The sequence below is a fragment of the Kitasatospora sp. MAP5-34 genome (genome assembly GCF_029894335.1).
Lineage (GTDB): Bacteria > Actinomycetota > Actinomycetes > Streptomycetales > Streptomycetaceae > Kitasatospora.
Genome location: NZ_JARXZC010000026.1, coordinates 63,241 through 78,750, shown reverse-complemented (window position 1 = coordinate 78,750; position 15,510 = coordinate 63,241). Strand labels below are relative to the sequence as shown.

General features: G+C 71.4%; 15 protein-coding genes. 11 read left to right on the top strand and 4 right to left on the bottom strand.

Annotated elements, in window-relative coordinates:
- The first annotated feature begins 400 nt into the window (after positions 1-400).
- The gene (locus P3T29_RS21215; RefSeq protein ID WP_280718127.1) at positions 401-1,639 is read left to right on the top strand and encodes an MFS transporter; all 1,239 of its coding nucleotides are present in this window, start codon (positions 401-403) and stop codon (positions 1,637-1,639) included.
- A gap of 248 nt (positions 1,640-1,887) precedes the next feature.
- Here the strand turns inward: P3T29_RS21215 and P3T29_RS21210 are convergent, their stop codons facing one another.
- Positions 1,888-2,115, bottom strand: a complete 228-nt coding sequence (locus tag P3T29_RS21210) for a DUF397 domain-containing protein (RefSeq protein ID WP_280718126.1) — start codon at positions 2,113-2,115, stop codon at positions 1,888-1,890.
- Positions 2,116-2,143: 28 nt separating this feature from the next.
- Entirely contained in the window at positions 2,144-2,998 is an 855-nt protein-coding gene (locus P3T29_RS21205) for a helix-turn-helix transcriptional regulator (RefSeq protein WP_280718125.1), read from the bottom strand.
- A 231-nt stretch (positions 2,999-3,229) separates the two neighbouring features.
- On the opposite strand from P3T29_RS21205, the gene P3T29_RS21200 reads away from it, so the two are divergent.
- From P3T29_RS21200 to P3T29_RS21180, 5 genes are all read left to right on the top strand, one after another.
- On the top strand, positions 3,230-3,754 hold the full coding sequence (locus tag P3T29_RS21200) for an ATP-binding protein (RefSeq protein WP_280718124.1): 525 nt from the start codon (positions 3,230-3,232) through the stop codon (positions 3,752-3,754).
- A 216-nt stretch (positions 3,755-3,970) separates the two neighbouring features.
- Complete coding sequence (fxlM, locus tag P3T29_RS21195) at positions 3,971-5,170, top strand: methyltransferase, FxLD system (RefSeq protein ID WP_280718123.1); 1,200 nt, start codon at positions 3,971-3,973, stop codon at positions 5,168-5,170.
- A gap of 76 nt (positions 5,171-5,246) precedes the next feature.
- On the top strand, positions 5,247-5,414 hold the full coding sequence (locus P3T29_RS21190; RefSeq protein ID WP_280718122.1) for a hypothetical protein: 168 nt from the start codon (positions 5,247-5,249) through the stop codon (positions 5,412-5,414).
- Positions 5,415-5,482: 68 nt separating this feature from the next.
- The gene (locus P3T29_RS21185; protein ID WP_280718121.1) at positions 5,483-8,290 is read left to right on the top strand and encodes a lantibiotic dehydratase; all 2,808 of its coding nucleotides are present in this window, start codon (positions 5,483-5,485) and stop codon (positions 8,288-8,290) included.
- Positions 8,291-9,516: 1,226 nt separating this feature from the next.
- A complete protein-coding gene (locus tag P3T29_RS21180) occupies positions 9,517-9,714 on the top strand; it encodes a DUF397 domain-containing protein (RefSeq protein WP_280718120.1) in 198 nt (65 codons plus the stop codon).
- Positions 9,715-9,803: 89 nt separating this feature from the next.
- On the opposite strand, the gene P3T29_RS21175 is transcribed toward P3T29_RS21180, so the two are convergent.
- Positions 9,804-10,424, bottom strand: a complete 621-nt coding sequence (locus P3T29_RS21175; protein ID WP_280718119.1) for a TetR family transcriptional regulator C-terminal domain-containing protein — start codon at positions 10,422-10,424, stop codon at positions 9,804-9,806.
- 97 nt (positions 10,425-10,521) lie between these two features.
- Here P3T29_RS21175 and P3T29_RS21170 point away from each other — a divergent pair, with 97 nt between their 5' ends.
- The 5 genes from P3T29_RS21170 to P3T29_RS21150 all read left to right on the top strand — a co-directional run bounded on the left by P3T29_RS21170 (position 10,522) and on the right by P3T29_RS21150 (position 14,799).
- On the top strand, positions 10,522-11,952 hold the full coding sequence (locus P3T29_RS21170; protein WP_280718118.1) for an amidase: 1,431 nt from the start codon (positions 10,522-10,524) through the stop codon (positions 11,950-11,952).
- A 188-nt stretch (positions 11,953-12,140) separates the two neighbouring features.
- Positions 12,141-13,025: an aminoglycoside phosphotransferase family protein gene (locus tag P3T29_RS21165; RefSeq protein WP_280718117.1), complete on the top strand. Its 885-nt coding sequence runs from the start codon at positions 12,141-12,143 to the stop codon at positions 13,023-13,025.
- Positions 13,026-13,143: 118 nt separating this feature from the next.
- Complete coding sequence (locus P3T29_RS21160; protein ID WP_280718116.1) at positions 13,144-13,539, top strand: DUF3224 domain-containing protein; 396 nt, start codon at positions 13,144-13,146, stop codon at positions 13,537-13,539.
- A 188-nt stretch (positions 13,540-13,727) separates the two neighbouring features.
- Positions 13,728-14,063, top strand: a complete 336-nt coding sequence (locus tag P3T29_RS21155) for a metalloregulator ArsR/SmtB family transcription factor (RefSeq protein WP_280718115.1) — start codon at positions 13,728-13,730, stop codon at positions 14,061-14,063.
- Between the two features lies 1 nt (position 14,064).
- Positions 14,065-14,799, top strand: coding sequence for a cation transporter (locus tag P3T29_RS21150; RefSeq protein ID WP_280718114.1), 735 nt, complete (start codon positions 14,065-14,067; stop codon positions 14,797-14,799).
- A gap of 349 nt (positions 14,800-15,148) precedes the next feature.
- Here P3T29_RS21150 and P3T29_RS21145 read toward each other — a convergent pair whose 3' ends face one another.
- Entirely contained in the window at positions 15,149-15,397 is a 249-nt protein-coding gene (locus P3T29_RS21145; RefSeq protein WP_280718162.1) for an SCO4226 family nickel-binding protein, read from the bottom strand.
- Between the last annotated feature and the right edge of the window lie 113 nt (positions 15,398-15,510).

The window sequence follows — 15,510 nt, the reverse complement described above, 5'->3', positions numbered from 1 at the left end:
CGATCGAGCGTATCCACACCCATCCGGCCCAACCAGCTGACAATCGCGAGTTCGCGCGATCTGATGAACAGTCAGCACGGCGGTGACGAACGCGATCGACGCGTACAAACCGGTGAGCGACCGCCGTGCCCGTCTGAACGCCCCGCCGAGGCCGGGGACCGAGCGGTCCCTAGCCAGTGGGAGGACCTGACCGCCCACAACCCGGAACAGCCGGCACCGTCGCCGCCGAACTGGGCGGCCGCACACGTGTTGCTGACAACTCCTGGAAACCGCCCCAGTAGGCGCAGGGGTGACGCGCGGGGCGTCTGCGGCTGACGATCTTCAAGATTCCCTAGGGTAGGGGGAGTTCCCGGTGGCGTCTCGCTGCCGGGACTTCGTGCTTCCAGGGCGGGGGTGGATCATGCAGTACGTGCGGCTGCTGCGGCGAGGGCCGGTGCTTCTCCTCTGGGGTGCGCAGACCCTGTCGGTGTTCGGCGACCGGCTGTACGCCCTGGCGGTGATGTGGATCGCCTGGCAGAAGTCCGGGGCCGGTGCCATGGGCCTGGTGGCCATCGCCGAGTCGGTGCCGTACATCGTGCTCGGCACGGTCGGCCGCAAGGCCGTGGAGAGGTTCGCCGCACTCCGGGCGCTCGCCCTGGTCGACCTGGTCCGGATGGTGCTGGTCGCGGCACTCCCGTGGACCTGGGCGACGTGGGGAACCGAGGGGCTGCTGGTCTCGGCCGCACTGCTCGGGATCGGCGGCGCGCTGTTCGATCCGAACCTCGGTGCCCTGGTGCCGGACCTGGTGAAGCCGGACGAGGTCCAGGCCGTCAGCGGTCTGATGGATCTCACCGGCCGCATCGCCAGGGTGGCCGGCCCCGGCTCGGCCGGAATCCTGCTGGCGATCATGCCGATGGCCGGGCTGTTCTGGCTGGACTCGGCAACGTTCGCGGTCTCCGCTGTCGCGCTGGCCGTGCTCGCCAAGGGGGCCGTGCTCGCGCAACGGGAACCGGCGCCAACCCCGACGCCAGGCACCAGGCCGCGGGCTCGAATCCTGGTGCGCACCCACCCGGAGACCGGGGTGGCACTCGCCGTGCACGGGGTCGGCATCTTCACCGGGGCCGTGTCCATGGCGATGCCCGCTCTCCTCACCACCCGGTTGTACGCGGGCGCGGGCGCGTACGGCCTGGTGCTCGCCGCTGTCGGGGTGGGGTCGCTGGCGGGGAACGCGGTGGCGGGGAACGTCCGCCTTCCACGGTTGCTCCCCGCCGTCTACTGCGCCGTCTGGGCTGTCTCCGGCGTACTGCTGGCGGTGACCGGGGCGGTGGTGTCGCTGCCGGTGCTGGTGGCTGTCTCGGCGCTCTCGGGCGTGATCTCGCCGTTCCTGTCCGTCTCGCTGTCCACCCACCTCGCGCAGTTCCCCCCGGCCGCCCGGCGCAGGTTGCTGACAGTGGACCAGACGCTGATCCGCACCGCCGGGACTGTCTCGATGATGGTCGTCCCAGCGCTTGCTGCCGGCCACCCGCGCGCCGGCTTCCTCATCGGCGGGACGGCAACCGCCGTGCTGGCCGGCAGCGGCTGCGCCCTGGTGGCGTGGTGGGCCAAGGTGCGCAAGCCGCTCGCGGTCGGTGAGGACGTCCGCGAGCTGGTCCGGGACTGACGCCTTGGCATAGGCGCTGACGTGCTGTCGAATCCGATGGCGTCGCTGTCGTACGAGGCCGCCCACCGATCCCACGGGGCGCCCTGCTCCTCGAACTCCATTGTCGAACCCCCTTCACGGCGAAGGCTGGGCCCCTACTCCGAAGAGCGGGAGCCCGGCCCGGTGTTCGCGGTCTGGTCCACCGGTGTGGGAAGTGGGCCCCGGCGGCTCGTACGTCAGGGTCCGCACACTCAGGCGACGCCGAAGCGTCAGATCAGGCCGAACGTCAAGTTCCCGGCCTTGATTTCGGAGATCAGGCCGTCGAACGCGGCCGGGGTGACGGTGAGTACCGGACCCCGCTTGTCGTCCTTGGTGTCTCGGATCGCCGTGAGCCCCGCCGGGGTTTCGCCGACCTCGACGCACTCACTGTTCTGGCCACCGCTGTAGCTGGCCTTCCGCCAGCCACTCGCTCCCTGGTCGAGGAGGTCTCCAACCATGGTCATTCCTTTCAGGATGCTGCCCAACTCACTTACCGGTGTGGGCTGCCTGAAAGTATGACCGAGACCCCGCCAGCGGAATTGCCTGAGCCCTCAGCAGGTCAAACTGCTTCGAATGCCTGCGCAGAGTAGCCACCTGATCGGTGATCGAGCGACTGTTGTCGTAGTAGACCACGCCGTCGTCGTCGTTCTCGCGGCTGAACGAATAGGAGACGAACGGCCCGTCGGTGCCGACGTGGTATCCGGAGTCGTGCGTGAGGATCTGGATGGTGATGCGCGGTCGCTCGCACAGGTCGAGCAGGTGCTTGTACTGCCGCTGCATCACCTCGGGTCCGCCGACCATCAGGTCCACCGCGGCCTGGCTGAGTACCGCCCAGATCTCGGGCGGGTTGAGGCCGTCGAGCAGCTCCTTGCGCTTCTGGCGGCTTTCGATGGCCTGCGGGAGCGGTAGCGGGTTGTCCTCTTTCCAGAGCAGCTGGGCGCGTTCGAATACCGACTCGGTGTACTCATCTGTCTGGAACAGGCCGGGAACGATCGACGGGTTCCACATTCGGATGCCCTTGCCGTAGCAGGCCATCTGCTCGGCCTCGACCACGTAGGTGTAAGCCGGGTCGAGGAGACCCCCATACTCGGTCCACCATCCTCGGGTCGCGCCCTGGCGGGCCAGGTCGCCCAGGTCCTTGATCGCCTGCGGGTCGGTCACCCGGTAGGTCTCCGCGTACGAGATCACGTCGCGGGCCCGCAGTCGGGTCACGCCCATCTCGTGACGTTGGATCGCGTGCGGGCTGATCTCCAGCAGCTCGCCCGCGCTCTCCCTGGTGTGGCCGGAGTCTTCGCGCCATCGCCGCAGCCTGCGGCCGGCGACCTGCGCCAGGAACGGCACGTCCTTCGTCGTCGGTGTCCTCGCTGCCATCTGGCTGCCCCTCCTCGTGACTGACCTTGCGTCAAGTGTGGTGCAGGAGTCAACAGAACGCTAGTTCGCCGAAGTCGCTAACTAGCGATCCGTGCCCTATTGCATTCTTCGCCAGGTTGCGGCACGGTGGGTCACGCACTCACCGATGGTGTCCCATGGCACACGTTCAGTGATCATCGCCGTGCTCTCCGGGGGTCATCCATGCCCGAGTCACTGTGCCCTGCCCAACCGGGCGCTCAGCTTGTTCATCGCCAGCCGCTGAGACTGGTCCTGCACGTCGCTCCGACCCTGGACGAAGCCTCCAAGGCGCGGCGGGCCGTCATCGACGGGATCAAGGGCTGGCAACTGCCCTTCTCCCCCGACCGGTTGGCCGATGTGGCGGTGTGCGCGGGCGAGGTCATCGCCAACGCTGTGCTGCACACCGGCAAGCCGAGCACCCTCACCACGCAGTGGACTGGCGAGGCCGTACGACTCGAGTTGCAGGACGCCGACCCCCGGATTCCCCAGCGCCAGCAGGGCTCCACGTCCGCCGAGAGCGGCCGGGGTCTTGAGCTGCTCCAGGCCCTGGCCAACCGATGGGGCGTGATCCCGCTGACGGTGCGAAGAGCCGACGGCACCTCTGCCGGGAAGACGGTGTGGTTCGAGTGCGGGCCCGAGGCCCCGCCCGAAACCTCCTTATGGACCGGAACCGGCGGCCGGACCATCCGGCTGGGGCGTGCGGGATGACCGACGCGCCCCGAGACCACCGCACTTCAACGCCGTCCCGTGCCCACCCGGTGGTCGGGGTTGCGTCAACGACGCCGCAGCCCCGACCACCACAGATCACAACCGCCTCGTTAGTACGCACAGTGGTTGTCCGGAAACAGCCCGCGAGAGTGGCGCCTTTGGCAAACTCAGCGGGCATGTCCCGCCGTCGGGCCCCTGTCACCAGAGAGCGAGCGGATGAACGACACGATCAGTGCAGCCACCGAGCTGAACGAGCGCCTAGTCGGCGACCTGCAACGGGCCGGAAGGATCACCACCCAGGAAGTCGCCGAGGCGTTCGCCGCGACACCTCGCCACCTCTTCCTGCCGGGTGTCGCCATCGCCGATGCCTACAAGGACGACTCCGTGTTCACGGACCGCGACGACGAGGGGCGCCCCGTCAGCTCGGTCAGCGCTCCGTGGCTGGTCGCGGCGATGCTGGAGTACCTGCACCCGCGCCCCGGGGACTCGGTGCTGGAGATCGGCTCGGGGGGCTACAACGCCGCGCTCCTATGCCAAATGGTCGGCGACGAGGGCGCGGTGACGAGTATCGACATCGACCCGGCCGTGATCGACCGCGCACGCCTGTGCCTCAAGGCGGCGGGCCTGGACGGCGCGGTCCGTCTGGTGACCGGCGATGGCGCGCACGGCGTGGCGGACGCCACCCCGTACGACCGGATCACGGTGACCGTGCAGGCACCCGCCATCGCGCCGGCCTGGCTGGAGCAGCTGGCCGCCGACGGGGTCCTCGTGGCGCCGGTTCGAGTGCGCGGCCTGGGCCGCCTGGTCTCCCTGACACCGGCGGGCGACGGCCATTGGTCCGGCGGCGGCTGGCTGCCCTGCGGCTTCGTCCGGATGCGTGGCGAGGGCGCCAACGCGACCGAGACGATCGAGCTGGCACCCGGGGTGCGGCTGCACGTGGACGGCATCCAGCAACTCGAGCACGGCGCACTGACCACAGCTCTGACCGGAGAGCGGACCGAGTGCTGGACGGGCATCGTGGTGGGCGCCAGCGAGCAGACCCGGCCCGTGGTGGACCTCTGGCTCGCCACTGCGCTCGACAACTATGGACGCCTGCTGACCGACCGGCAGGCATCGGTGACGGTACTGCCCGGCGGCACCCCGGCCACCTGGACCTCCACGTCCCTGGCCTACGTGACGATGCGCCCCGCCGAAGGGCAGAGCGCCCGCTACGAGTACGGAGTCGTTCTCCACGGCCCGGACCGCAGGCTGGCCGACGAGGTCGTTGACCGGATGAAGGAATGGGACAGCGAGCACCGCGGCGGCACCGGGCCCGTGCTTCATGTCTACGCCGAGGGCACCGGCCCCGCCGCCATGGCCGCAGGACGCGTGCTGGACCGGCCCGGCCCGCCCATGGTGCTGGCCTGGAGCGTCTGACGCTCCCTCCGAACTCCCGGTCCCCGCAGGGGACCGGGCGCACCATCCCTGGCCGAGCGTTGGAAGGAGGATGCACATGAGTACCGAACTTCTCACTGTGTTCGAGCTCAACCCGCAGAGCACCGCACTGAGCGCGATCCGCGAGAACTACGCCGACACCGAGGGTGACACCACCGGTGACGGCTGCGGGCAGTCCCCGCCGCAGGGCGCGACGACCGGCTGTCTGATCCCGGGTCAGCTGTAGTACGCCACGGGTGGGTGCCCTTGCGGGGGCACCCACCCGTCCCGGACGGAACCCCGAGGGGAGGACCGATGCACAGGATCACGCTCGTACCCGGCCCGGTCGCGATGGCCCGGATTCCGCTGCTGCCGGCCAGCAACCCGACCGCCGGGGAAGAGCTGCTGACCGAAGGGTTCTTCCTCGCCTCGCGCGACCTTGACGCCCCGTCCGAGCGGGCCGAGCTGACGCGGACCGCGTACGCGCTGCGGGCCCGCAGCCGCACCACCCCGCACGGCGTGTGGGCCGCCGCTGCCACCGCCCGCCTGGAGGCGGGCGAGCCCCAACTGCGTCTGGGCGAGGAGCACCGCTGCGTGACGCTGCCGGGCCCCGGATGGCTGGCCGCCGTCGCCGACCGGTGCCTCGATGCGCCGGGCGTCCTGGAGCTTCTGACCCTGACGGCCAACCTGCTGGCGGTGCGCCGCGGGAAGCTGCTGGAGGTCGAGCACCCCGGCGCCGACGGCACCGCCCAGTTGGGCACCGTGCGGGCTACTGAGCTGTCTCTCTGGCTTCTGGAGCGGTGCGACCGTCCCGGCGGTGCTCCCGCCGAACAGGTGCTCGCCGAGATACTTGAGCGCTGGCCCGGCGCGACCGCCCAAGCCGCCCGAACCGCGATCGTTCATATGCTCCGAACAGGCCTGCTGCTGACCGATCTGCTGCCCGCCGACCTGACGGCCGACCCGCTGGAGTGGCTGACCTCGAAGCTCCCCGCGAGCGTCCCGCTGCGCACGGACCTGCTCCACCTGCGAGACCTGCTGCGAGACGCGGACGCCCACCCGCCGGGCGGGCCCGGCCGACTGCCGCTGCTGCGCGCTGCCCGGAAAGAGGCCGACGCGATCCAACCCAGCCGTCGGCCGCTGACCATCGACACCATCGCGCAGGCCCACCTGCGGCTGCCCGCCGTGGTGGGCGCGGAGGCGGCCCGCGCGGTAGAGCTGCTGTGGCGCATCGGGCACCGCACGCCCCCGCTCCGGTCGTGGACCGCCAAGTTCCGCGCGACCTACGGACCGCACCGGATGGTCCCCCTGCTGGAGGCCATCGACCCGGCCGTCGGGATCGGCCCGACCGGTCCGGAGGATGCCATCGGTGCCGGCTCAGACCTCGACGACCGGCACTCGCGGCTGCTTATCGGCCTGCTGACGGAAGCGCTCGCACGCGGCAGCAACGCCGTGGACCTGACCAACGAGATGGTTAAGGCGCTGGCGCACAACCGGGACGAAGCCCCGCCGCGCACCGCCGAGGTACACGTCCGTGTCCTGGGCGGAGCCGCCGGGCCGCTGGAGCTGGCGGTGGGCCCGCACGCGGCCCAGGACGCCGGATCGGCCGCCGCCCGCTTCGCCCGCCACCTGCCCGCCCTCAACGCGAAGGTGGAGACCGGCCCGGGACCGGTGACCGCCGAGGTCGTCTGCCGGCCGCTCACCGCTGCGACCGGTGCCCTCGCCGTGGAGACCGGGGCGGCCGCCTACCGGATTCCGATCGGCGTACCACTACGCGACGGTGACGACCTCGACCCGCGCGACCTCCTCATCACGACCACCAGCCGGGGCCATCTCGCGCTCTACTCCTCCCGGTTGGAGCGCCAGGTGCGACCGGTCCTGCTCAGCCGCATCACCCGCTCACTCGTGCCGCCGGCAGCTCAGCTGCTCCACCTGCTCGGGCACGCCGACGAACGGCCCTGGCACCCCTGGTCCTGGGGCCCGGCCGGTGACGCCCCGTACACCCCGCGCGTCACCTACCGCTCCACCGTGCTGGCCCCGCAGCGCTGGCTGCTCCCCCAGGCCCTGCACGCTGCCGTCAACCACCGCGCGGGCTGGCTGGAGCATCTGGAGGACTGGCGCAGCCGCACCACCACGGCCGTCCCGGACGAAGTGGTGATCGAGGAGAGCGACCGGCACCTTCCGCTCGACCTACGCCTTCCCGAGCACCGCGAGCTGCTGCGCCGCAGCGTCCGGCGCGGATGCCGCAGCGTCACCGAAGTCCTGGGCGGGAACGGCGTTGTGCAGGGCCCGCACGGTCGCCACCATCTGGAACTCGTCATCCCCCTCTACCGGCGCCACGGCGGCGGGGCCGAGCAGCGCTTCGACCCGCGCGCCGCCGCCCGGCCCCGCACCACCGACACCATCCCTTCCGGGGACACCTGGCTGTCGCTCGCGCTGCCGGTCCCGGTCCGCCTCCAGGACGCAGTGCTCGCCCAACTGCCGCCCGCACCCGACGGCGCCCTCTTCTACTGGCTGCGGTACAGCACCGCGGACCTTGGCCCACACCTGCGGCTGCGCTACCAGGCGACCCCCGATGTCCTGGCGGCTGTCCAGCAGGAGCTGGCCGGCTGGGCCGGTGAGATGGCACGCCAGTACCTGAGCAACGGTCAGCTCGCCGCCCAGCCGTACCAGCCCGAGACCCAGCGCTACGGCGGCCCCGAGGCTGTCGCCGCCGCCGAGAAGCTGTTCGCCGCCGACAGCAGCCTGACGCTCGCGGTCCTCGCCGAGCTGACGGACCAGGACGACGACCGGCTCATCATCGCCGCCCACTGCGCCGCCGCCATCGCAGGCGGCCTCCGCGCTCCCGACGCCGCCCGCCCCCTCACCCTCACCACCGACCTGCGCCGCCGGCGGGAAGCTCTCCGCGCCCGCTGCCGCGCGGCAGCCGTACCAGCGTGGCTGACCAACACCTGGAACAACCGGCAAGCCGCCCTTGTCGCCTACCTACCCCTGCTCGGCGACGACATCGCGCCCCTGTGTGCCTCTGACGCGATCCACCTGCACTGCAACCGCCTCCTCGGCACGGACCCCGCACGCGAGCAGCTGGCCCGCTCCCTCGCCACCGACCTGATCCGCCATGCCTGACCCGGCGGACCGCCTGGTCGAACAGATCGCCGACGCCGTCGCCGACCCCGCCGACGTCACCGCCGAACTGCGCCCCGGCGCCGCAGGCACGCTCGCAGACGGGCTGCCCGGCACCGCACTCCTGCTCGCCGTGCTCTCTCGATCCGACCCCATCCTTGCCCGCGCGGCCGACCGCCACTGGGAAGCAGCCGCCCGCCTCCTTACGGACACCGCCGCCGATGGGATCTATGCCGGTCCCGGGGCCCTGGCCGCTTCCCTCATCCTCGGCAGCGCCTACCTGCCGAGCGACCGCACCAGGCTCGCCGCAGTCACCCGGGCGAGTGCCTGGCTGTCGGCTCGCGCCCAGGGACTGGCCGCCCACCAGCGCCAGCGCCTGCGGGACGGCCGGCTCGGCACGCCCTGGGCCGTCTACGACACCATCAAGGGGCTCGCCGGAATCGGCCGGGTGCTCCTCGCCGCCCACCAACTCGGCCACGAAGAGGCCGAACCCGGCCTCACAGCAGCGCTCACCACCCTCACCTACATGATCACCACCCCAGCCGGGAACCTGCCCGGCTGGTGGCTGGCCGCCCCGGACCACGCCCTCGCCACAGTCGGCGGCGTTCCGGCCGGCGGAAGCGCGACAACCGGCGCGGCCCACGGCATCGCCGGTCCTCTCGCCCTGCTCGCCGTCGCCCGCACCTGCGCAGTCACCGTGCCAGGTCAGCGGGACGCCATCGAGACCGCCGCCCACTGGCTCGTGACCTGGTCAGCTCCCGGTCCCTCCTGGCCGCCGCTCCTCCCCGGCCACGAGCTGCTCCAGTGCCCGGACCCCGCCCTGCTGTCCGCCATTCCCGGGCGCCGCGACGCCTGGTGCTACGGCACGCCCGGCATCGCGACCGCCCTCCACCGCGCCGGCCAAACCCTCGCCGACCCATCACTCACCCAGCACGCCCACCGCGCGCTCGACCTCCTCGGCCGGCGGCCCGCCGACACCTGGGACACGGACGGGCCGGGGTTGTGCCACGGCACCGCCGGAGTCCTTCAAGCCGCCACCCGAATCGGCTGCGGGAGGCTGGCCGACCAAGCAGCCCTCCACACCATCACCCTCCACCACCGGTCCGCCGAAGGCCCCCAGGGCCAGGGTTCCTCACCGGACGAGCCGGGATGGCACTCGCCCTCACCGACCACGATCACCCACCCGAATCCAGTCAACTGCCGACCTGGGACAGCTTGTTGCTGCTGGTATGACCGAACGGCGATCAGCAGCACCTCCTGCCCACCGACGCAACGGCGGGGAGTGCATCGAGGTAGCCCCGGGCCTGCCCGGCATCGTCCCCGTCCGCGACTCCAAGGACCCGTCCGGCCCGGCCCTGGTCTTCTCCGGCGATGCGTTCGCGGCCTTCGTGAGCTCCGTCCGCGCGGGAGAGTTCGGGGACGTCTGAGCCCGCTACGGGCCGCCCGAGGCGGCAAGTTGAGACCCCGGCAGAATCCTGCCGGGGTCTTTTGCGCTTCGTGCACCCGGCTCCGGCGTTCAAGCCGGCGCGACCGGGCCGGACGGCCGGGCCCAGAGGTCGGCCAGGTGCGCGTGGAGGACGTCTGCCGCCTCCTGCGGGGTGAGATGGCCGATGAGGACGTGCGTGGTGAGACCGTCCGCGAGGGCGAGGAGGGTGCGGGCCTCGCGTTGCGGGTCGAGGGGCACGGCATGCTCGGCGTTCGCGCCGGCTTCCCGGACGAGGCGGGCGAAGGCCTCCTGCAGGGCCGCGTAGTTGGTCTTCAGCGTGGCGGCGAGCGGCTCGCTGACGGCCGCTCGGGCGACGAAGGCGAGCCAGACCCGTGCCTCGGCGCGGTGTTCTTCCTCGAGCAGTGCGATTTCGGTGACCGCGTGGCCCAGGGTGGTGCCAGCCGACTGGGCCGGGCTGCCGGCGAGGCGGGCCCGCACGCGTTCGGTGATCCGCTCGCCGATGTGCCCGAGCGCGAACACGAGCATCTCCTCCTTGGTCCGGAAGCATCGCTGGACGGCGCCCATCGACACCTGCGCGCGGGCCGCGACGTCGCGCAGGGTGACGCCCTCCAGCCCGTGTTCGTCGGCGAGGAGGCAGACGGCCTCGGCGATCCGGTGGCGTCGGCCCTCGTGGTCCACCTGCTTGGGCATGTGTGGTCGCCTCCGGTTATTCGATGCGTTCGTATCGGTTCCCAGGCTACAGTTCCGATGCAAGTGCATCGGAACGTGGATGGGGAGAGGTACGAGCATGCGGGACGCCCTGTGGAAGATGCCGGCCGCCGCGCAGGCGGCGGCGGTGCGCGGTGGAGAGATCTCGGCGGTCGAACTCATCGACAGCCACCTGGAACGCATCGCCGAGGTCAACCCCCAGGTGAACGCGGTCACCCAACTCCTGGCCGAGCGGGCCCGCGAGGCCGCCGTGCGGACGGACCGGCGACGGGCCGCGGGCGAGGAGCTGGGTCCGCTCGCGGGGGTGCCGTTCACGGTGAAGGAGAGCACCGCCATCGAGGGTGTGCCGACCACGTTCGGCACCCCGCGCTTCCGCGACCTGGTGGCGCCGGCCGACGCGCCCCCGGTGGCCCGGCTGCGCGCGGCCGGTGCGATCCCGATCGGGCACAGCAACATGCCCACCCTGATCCTGGCCGGGATGCACACCCGCAGCGAACTCTTCGGCGACACGGCCAATCCCTGGGACCCCGGCCGCACCCCGGGCGGCACGAGCGGAGGCGACGCGGTGGCCGTCGCGACGGGCATGGCCGCGCTCGGCCTGGGCAACGACTCCGGCGGATCGGTGCGGGTCCCGGCCCAGTTCTGCGGTGTGGCGGGGCTGAAGCCCTCCACCGGCCGCTTCCCCGCCGACCACCGGATCCTCGGCCCCGACGATCCCGGCCCGGCGTCCCAACTGCTGGTCACCGACGGCCCGTTCGCCCGGAGTGTCGGCGATCTGCGGCTGGCGTACGAGGTACTGGCCGGCACCGATCCGCGCGACCCACGGGCCGTCCCGGTGCCCGCGTACGGCGAGCCGCTCCCCGGGCCGGTGAAGGTCGCGGTCGTGGCGGACCCCGGCGGGCACGGCGTCCACCCCACGGTGCGCGCGGCCGTCGCGGCTGCGGCCGAGGCCCTGCGGGACGCCGGGTACGACGTGCGGGAGGTGCCGGACGTGCCGCGACTGGACGAGGCGCTGGAGGCGTACGGCCGGATCACCGTGACCGAGTTCGCCCCGACCTGGCCGGTGGTGCGGGGGCTGCTCGGGGAGGGCGGTGACCGCTACATCGAGATGACGATGCAGCGGACCCCGCCCGCGAGTGCGGACGAACTCATGAAACTCATGGGCACCTGGCTGAACATCCGCCGCTCCTGGGCCGAATTCCTCCACGAGTACCCGCTGTTGCTCGGCCCGTCGTTCACCGAACCACCCGTCGAACCGGGGCTGGAGTCGCGCGACCGGGCAGGGCGGGACCGGGTCGGGTCGGGGCTGCGCCTGTGCACCGTGACCAGCTTCGTGGGCGTGCCCGGGGTGGCCGTACCGACCGGTCTGGCCGACGGGCTGCCGTCCGGGGTGCAGATCGTCGGGCGCGCGTTCCGGGAAGACCTGTGCCTGGCCGCGGCCCAGGCGGTCGAGGACCGGCTCGGCGTCCTCACACCGGTCGACCCGCGCGGGGACGTCCGGACGGGCTGAACCTCCGGGCCGCAGCGGGTGCGCAGCCCGGGTCCGCACCCCGGGCCGGCTGCGCGACGTCGGCGATGTCGAAGGGCGTGTTCCTTTCCTGCGGTGTCACAGATTTCTGTCGCGGCACTGCTCGGCCTCCTGATACGTTCGTTGACCTGCGACAACGAACGGGGGGCGCGGTGGACGGGACAGCCTTCGTGGCACCAGAAGTACGCAACCGGTTTGCCGTGCGCTTCGGACCGGAAGCCCTGGGCTGGTGCGACCGGCTGCCGGCGCTGGTGGATCAGCTGACGGCTCGCTGGAACCTGAACGTCCTGGCGGCAGGCGGAGGCGGCACCTCACGGGTGTTCCGGTGCGCCCGACAGGCCGACGGGGCAACGGTGTGGCTGAAGCTCACTCCCGATCCCGAGATCGCTGCCGTGGAATCAGCGGCACTGCACGCCTGGGCCGACACGCCGTCGGTTGTCGGCCTGCTGGCGGAGGACCTTGCCGTCGGGGCCCTGTTGCTGGAGGACGTACGGCCGGGAGTCCCGATGAGGCAACTCGACTGGACTCTGCCGGAGGTCGCGGCCCTGCTGCGCGAGCTGCGGATCCCTTCCCCCTCTCGCGGCCAGGGTTCCGTGTTGCAGCCGCTTGCGCACCGGGTGGACTTTCTCTTCGAGCTGACCGATCGCAGGCTGACGAGCGCCGGTCTGAGCGACACGTTTGACCCGGCGCTGCTCAAGCGGGCCCGCGCAGCCGCCCTGGAGCTCGCCGACGGCGGCACGGTGGGACTCGTGCACGGTGATCTCCATCCGGCCAACGTACTGTCCGGACCCGGCTCGCGCATGGTCGCGATCGACCCCCGGCCGGCGCTGGGCGATCCCGACTTCGACGCCGTGGACTGGGTGCTGGCGGGAGTGGCGGAACTCGCGGAACTGGAGCGCAGGGTCGAGGAATTGGCGGCACTGGTTCCGGGGCAGTCTCCCGATCGGGTACTGGCCTGGTGCCGCGCTGTTGCTGTGATGGACGCGGCCTCCAGGCTCTGCGCCGGGCGCGACGACGCCGACACCCGATTCCTCGTGACTCTGGCTCGCAGCTGAGCAACTGCTCTCATCGCCGAAGTGGCGACTGTCGCCCCTTCAAGACCAGCGGGGATTGTCAGTACCGTGTGCAAGGCTGCTGCCCGATACAGCTGATCCAAGAATCGAGGTTTGCAGGATGAGCACGAAGGCCGGCGGAACGTTCGACCTCACATCGTTCGAGCCGGAGGTGCTCGACGAAGGCCCGGGCGCCGCGCTCGGCCGAGTGCGGATCACCAAGACCTTCCAGGGCGGCCTGGCCGGCACCAGTACGGTGAACATGCTGTCGGTGGCCGACATCGAGGGCAGTCCCGCCGCCTATGTCGCCGTGGAGCGATTCACGGGCGAACTGGACGGCCGCAAGGGCTCCTTCGTCCTCCAGCACAGCGCGCCCGGCAGCCACGGTGAGCAGCTCGCGATCCGCGTGGTCCCGGGAACGGGCTCCGGTGACCTCGCGGGGATCACGGGTGCCTTCGAGATCATCCGCTCCGAGGACGGCAGCCACTCCTACGTCTTGGAGTACACACTGGGCTGACGCATACCCGCCTCGCCGTCCGGACCTTCGGGGTGATGCTCAGCGTCATCCGCCCTCACCAGGCGATCCGATCGCCCGTCGGCTCCACCAGCTTCCCGTGGCGGTGGATGCGGTTCGCGACCAGTCTCACCATGAGCACAGACGCGACACCGATTCCTGAATTCAGGATTCCCTGTATCGTCTGAGCGGTGCTGACTCTTGCTTCCGAAGTCGAGGTGCTGGCGCGGTTCGGCCGCGCTCTCGCCGATCCGATCCGCTGCCGGCTACTGCTCGCACTGCGCGAGGCCCCGGCGCACCCCTCCGACCTGGCCGAACGGCTCGGGATCTCCCGCACCCGGCTGTCGAATCACCTGGCGTGCCTGCGCGACTGCGGCCTGGTCGTCGCCGTGCCGGTCGGCCGCCGCACCCGCTACGAACTCGCCGACCCCCGGCTCGGGCACGCGCTGGACGACCTTCGTACCGCCGTGGTGGCGGTCGAGACCGACCGCGCCTGCACCGATGCCGATCAGAAGGACTGCTGCTGAGATGGCCACCGTCATCCTGGGGCTGTCGCAGGCCCGCCGGGACATCGTCGCCCGACGCATACGCCTGCTGGTGGCCGCCACGATCACCTACAACGTGGTCGAGGCCGTCGTCGCCATCACCGCCGGAGCTCGCGCCTCGTCCACCGCGCTGATCGGCTTCGGACTGGACTCGGTCATCGAGGTCTCCTCCGCTGCGGCCGTGGCCTGGCAGTTCTCGGCCCGGGACCATGCGGCACGCGAGGCCCGGGAAAAGACGACCCTGCGGATCATCGCTGTCTCGTTCTTCGCGCTCGCCGCCTACGTGGCGGCGGACTCCGGCCGCGCGCTCACCGGCTCCGGCGATGCCCGCCATTCCCTGCCCGGCATCGTCCTGGCCGCCGTGTCGCTGGCCGTGATGCCCGTCCTGTCCACCGCCCAGCGCCGGGCCGGACGCGAACTCGGCTCGGCCAGCGCCGTCGCCGACTCCAGGCAGACACTGCTGTGCACGTACCTGTCCGCTGTGCTGCTGGCCGGCCTGCTCGCCAACACCCTGCTCGGCTGGTCGTGGGCCGACCCCGCCGCGGCTCTGGTCGTCGCCGCAGTGGCGGTCAAGGAGGGCCGGGACGCCTGGCGTGGCGACGCCTGCTGCACCATCCCAGCGCCCACCAGCACCAGCACCAGCACCAGCACCAGCACCAGCACCAGCACCGCCACCGACGACTGCGGCTGCCGCCCGGGCTGCGACTGCTGCACCTGACCCCAGGCCATCACGGACAGCGACGACGACAAGTACGGGCGCCAACCGTCGACTGGCCGTCCGTGGGGAGCCATAACTGGCCGTCCATGGGGAATTCGAGCCGGCCGCTGTCAACCAGTGGCGTGGGGCTGGGGTGCTCGTGCTGGTCGGTGGCGTGACCCGGCGATGCACAGCGCACCAGCGCTGAGCATCGCCGGACGGCACAGGGCTCGCTGGGAGCCGACCGGCGGCTACCGGTAGGACCGGGACTCGTCCCGGCACCGCGCGGTGAAGCAGGAACCCACCCGGACGCCGCGCCATCCGCGCGCGGCGTGGAGGGAATCACCGGTCTTCGGGCCGGTTGAGGAAGTCAAACCTCGATGGGAACCTCGTAGATCTCGTCCGCCGGGTGGCCGGCCCGCTCGTGCACGCGCTGGACGGCCTCACGCGAGGGGCCGTCCGACAGGCAGAACACCGACCCGGAGGTCGGGTCGGCCCAGGCGTGCTGGAAGTGGACGCTCTCGGCCGACTCGATGTCGAGGTCCGCCTGGTGGGCCGCTCTGAGCTGCTCCGGCGTGATACCGGTCATGTTGCGGTGGATGTCCATATACGTCGGCATTGCGCTCACCTCGGCTACTCCCCCGGCGGTCCGACCGGCAGCGCGGCTCGCCGCCGTCGTCACGGCACCGCCAGGTCACGCGATCGGCTAATCACCATCATCGAGCTCCCCGG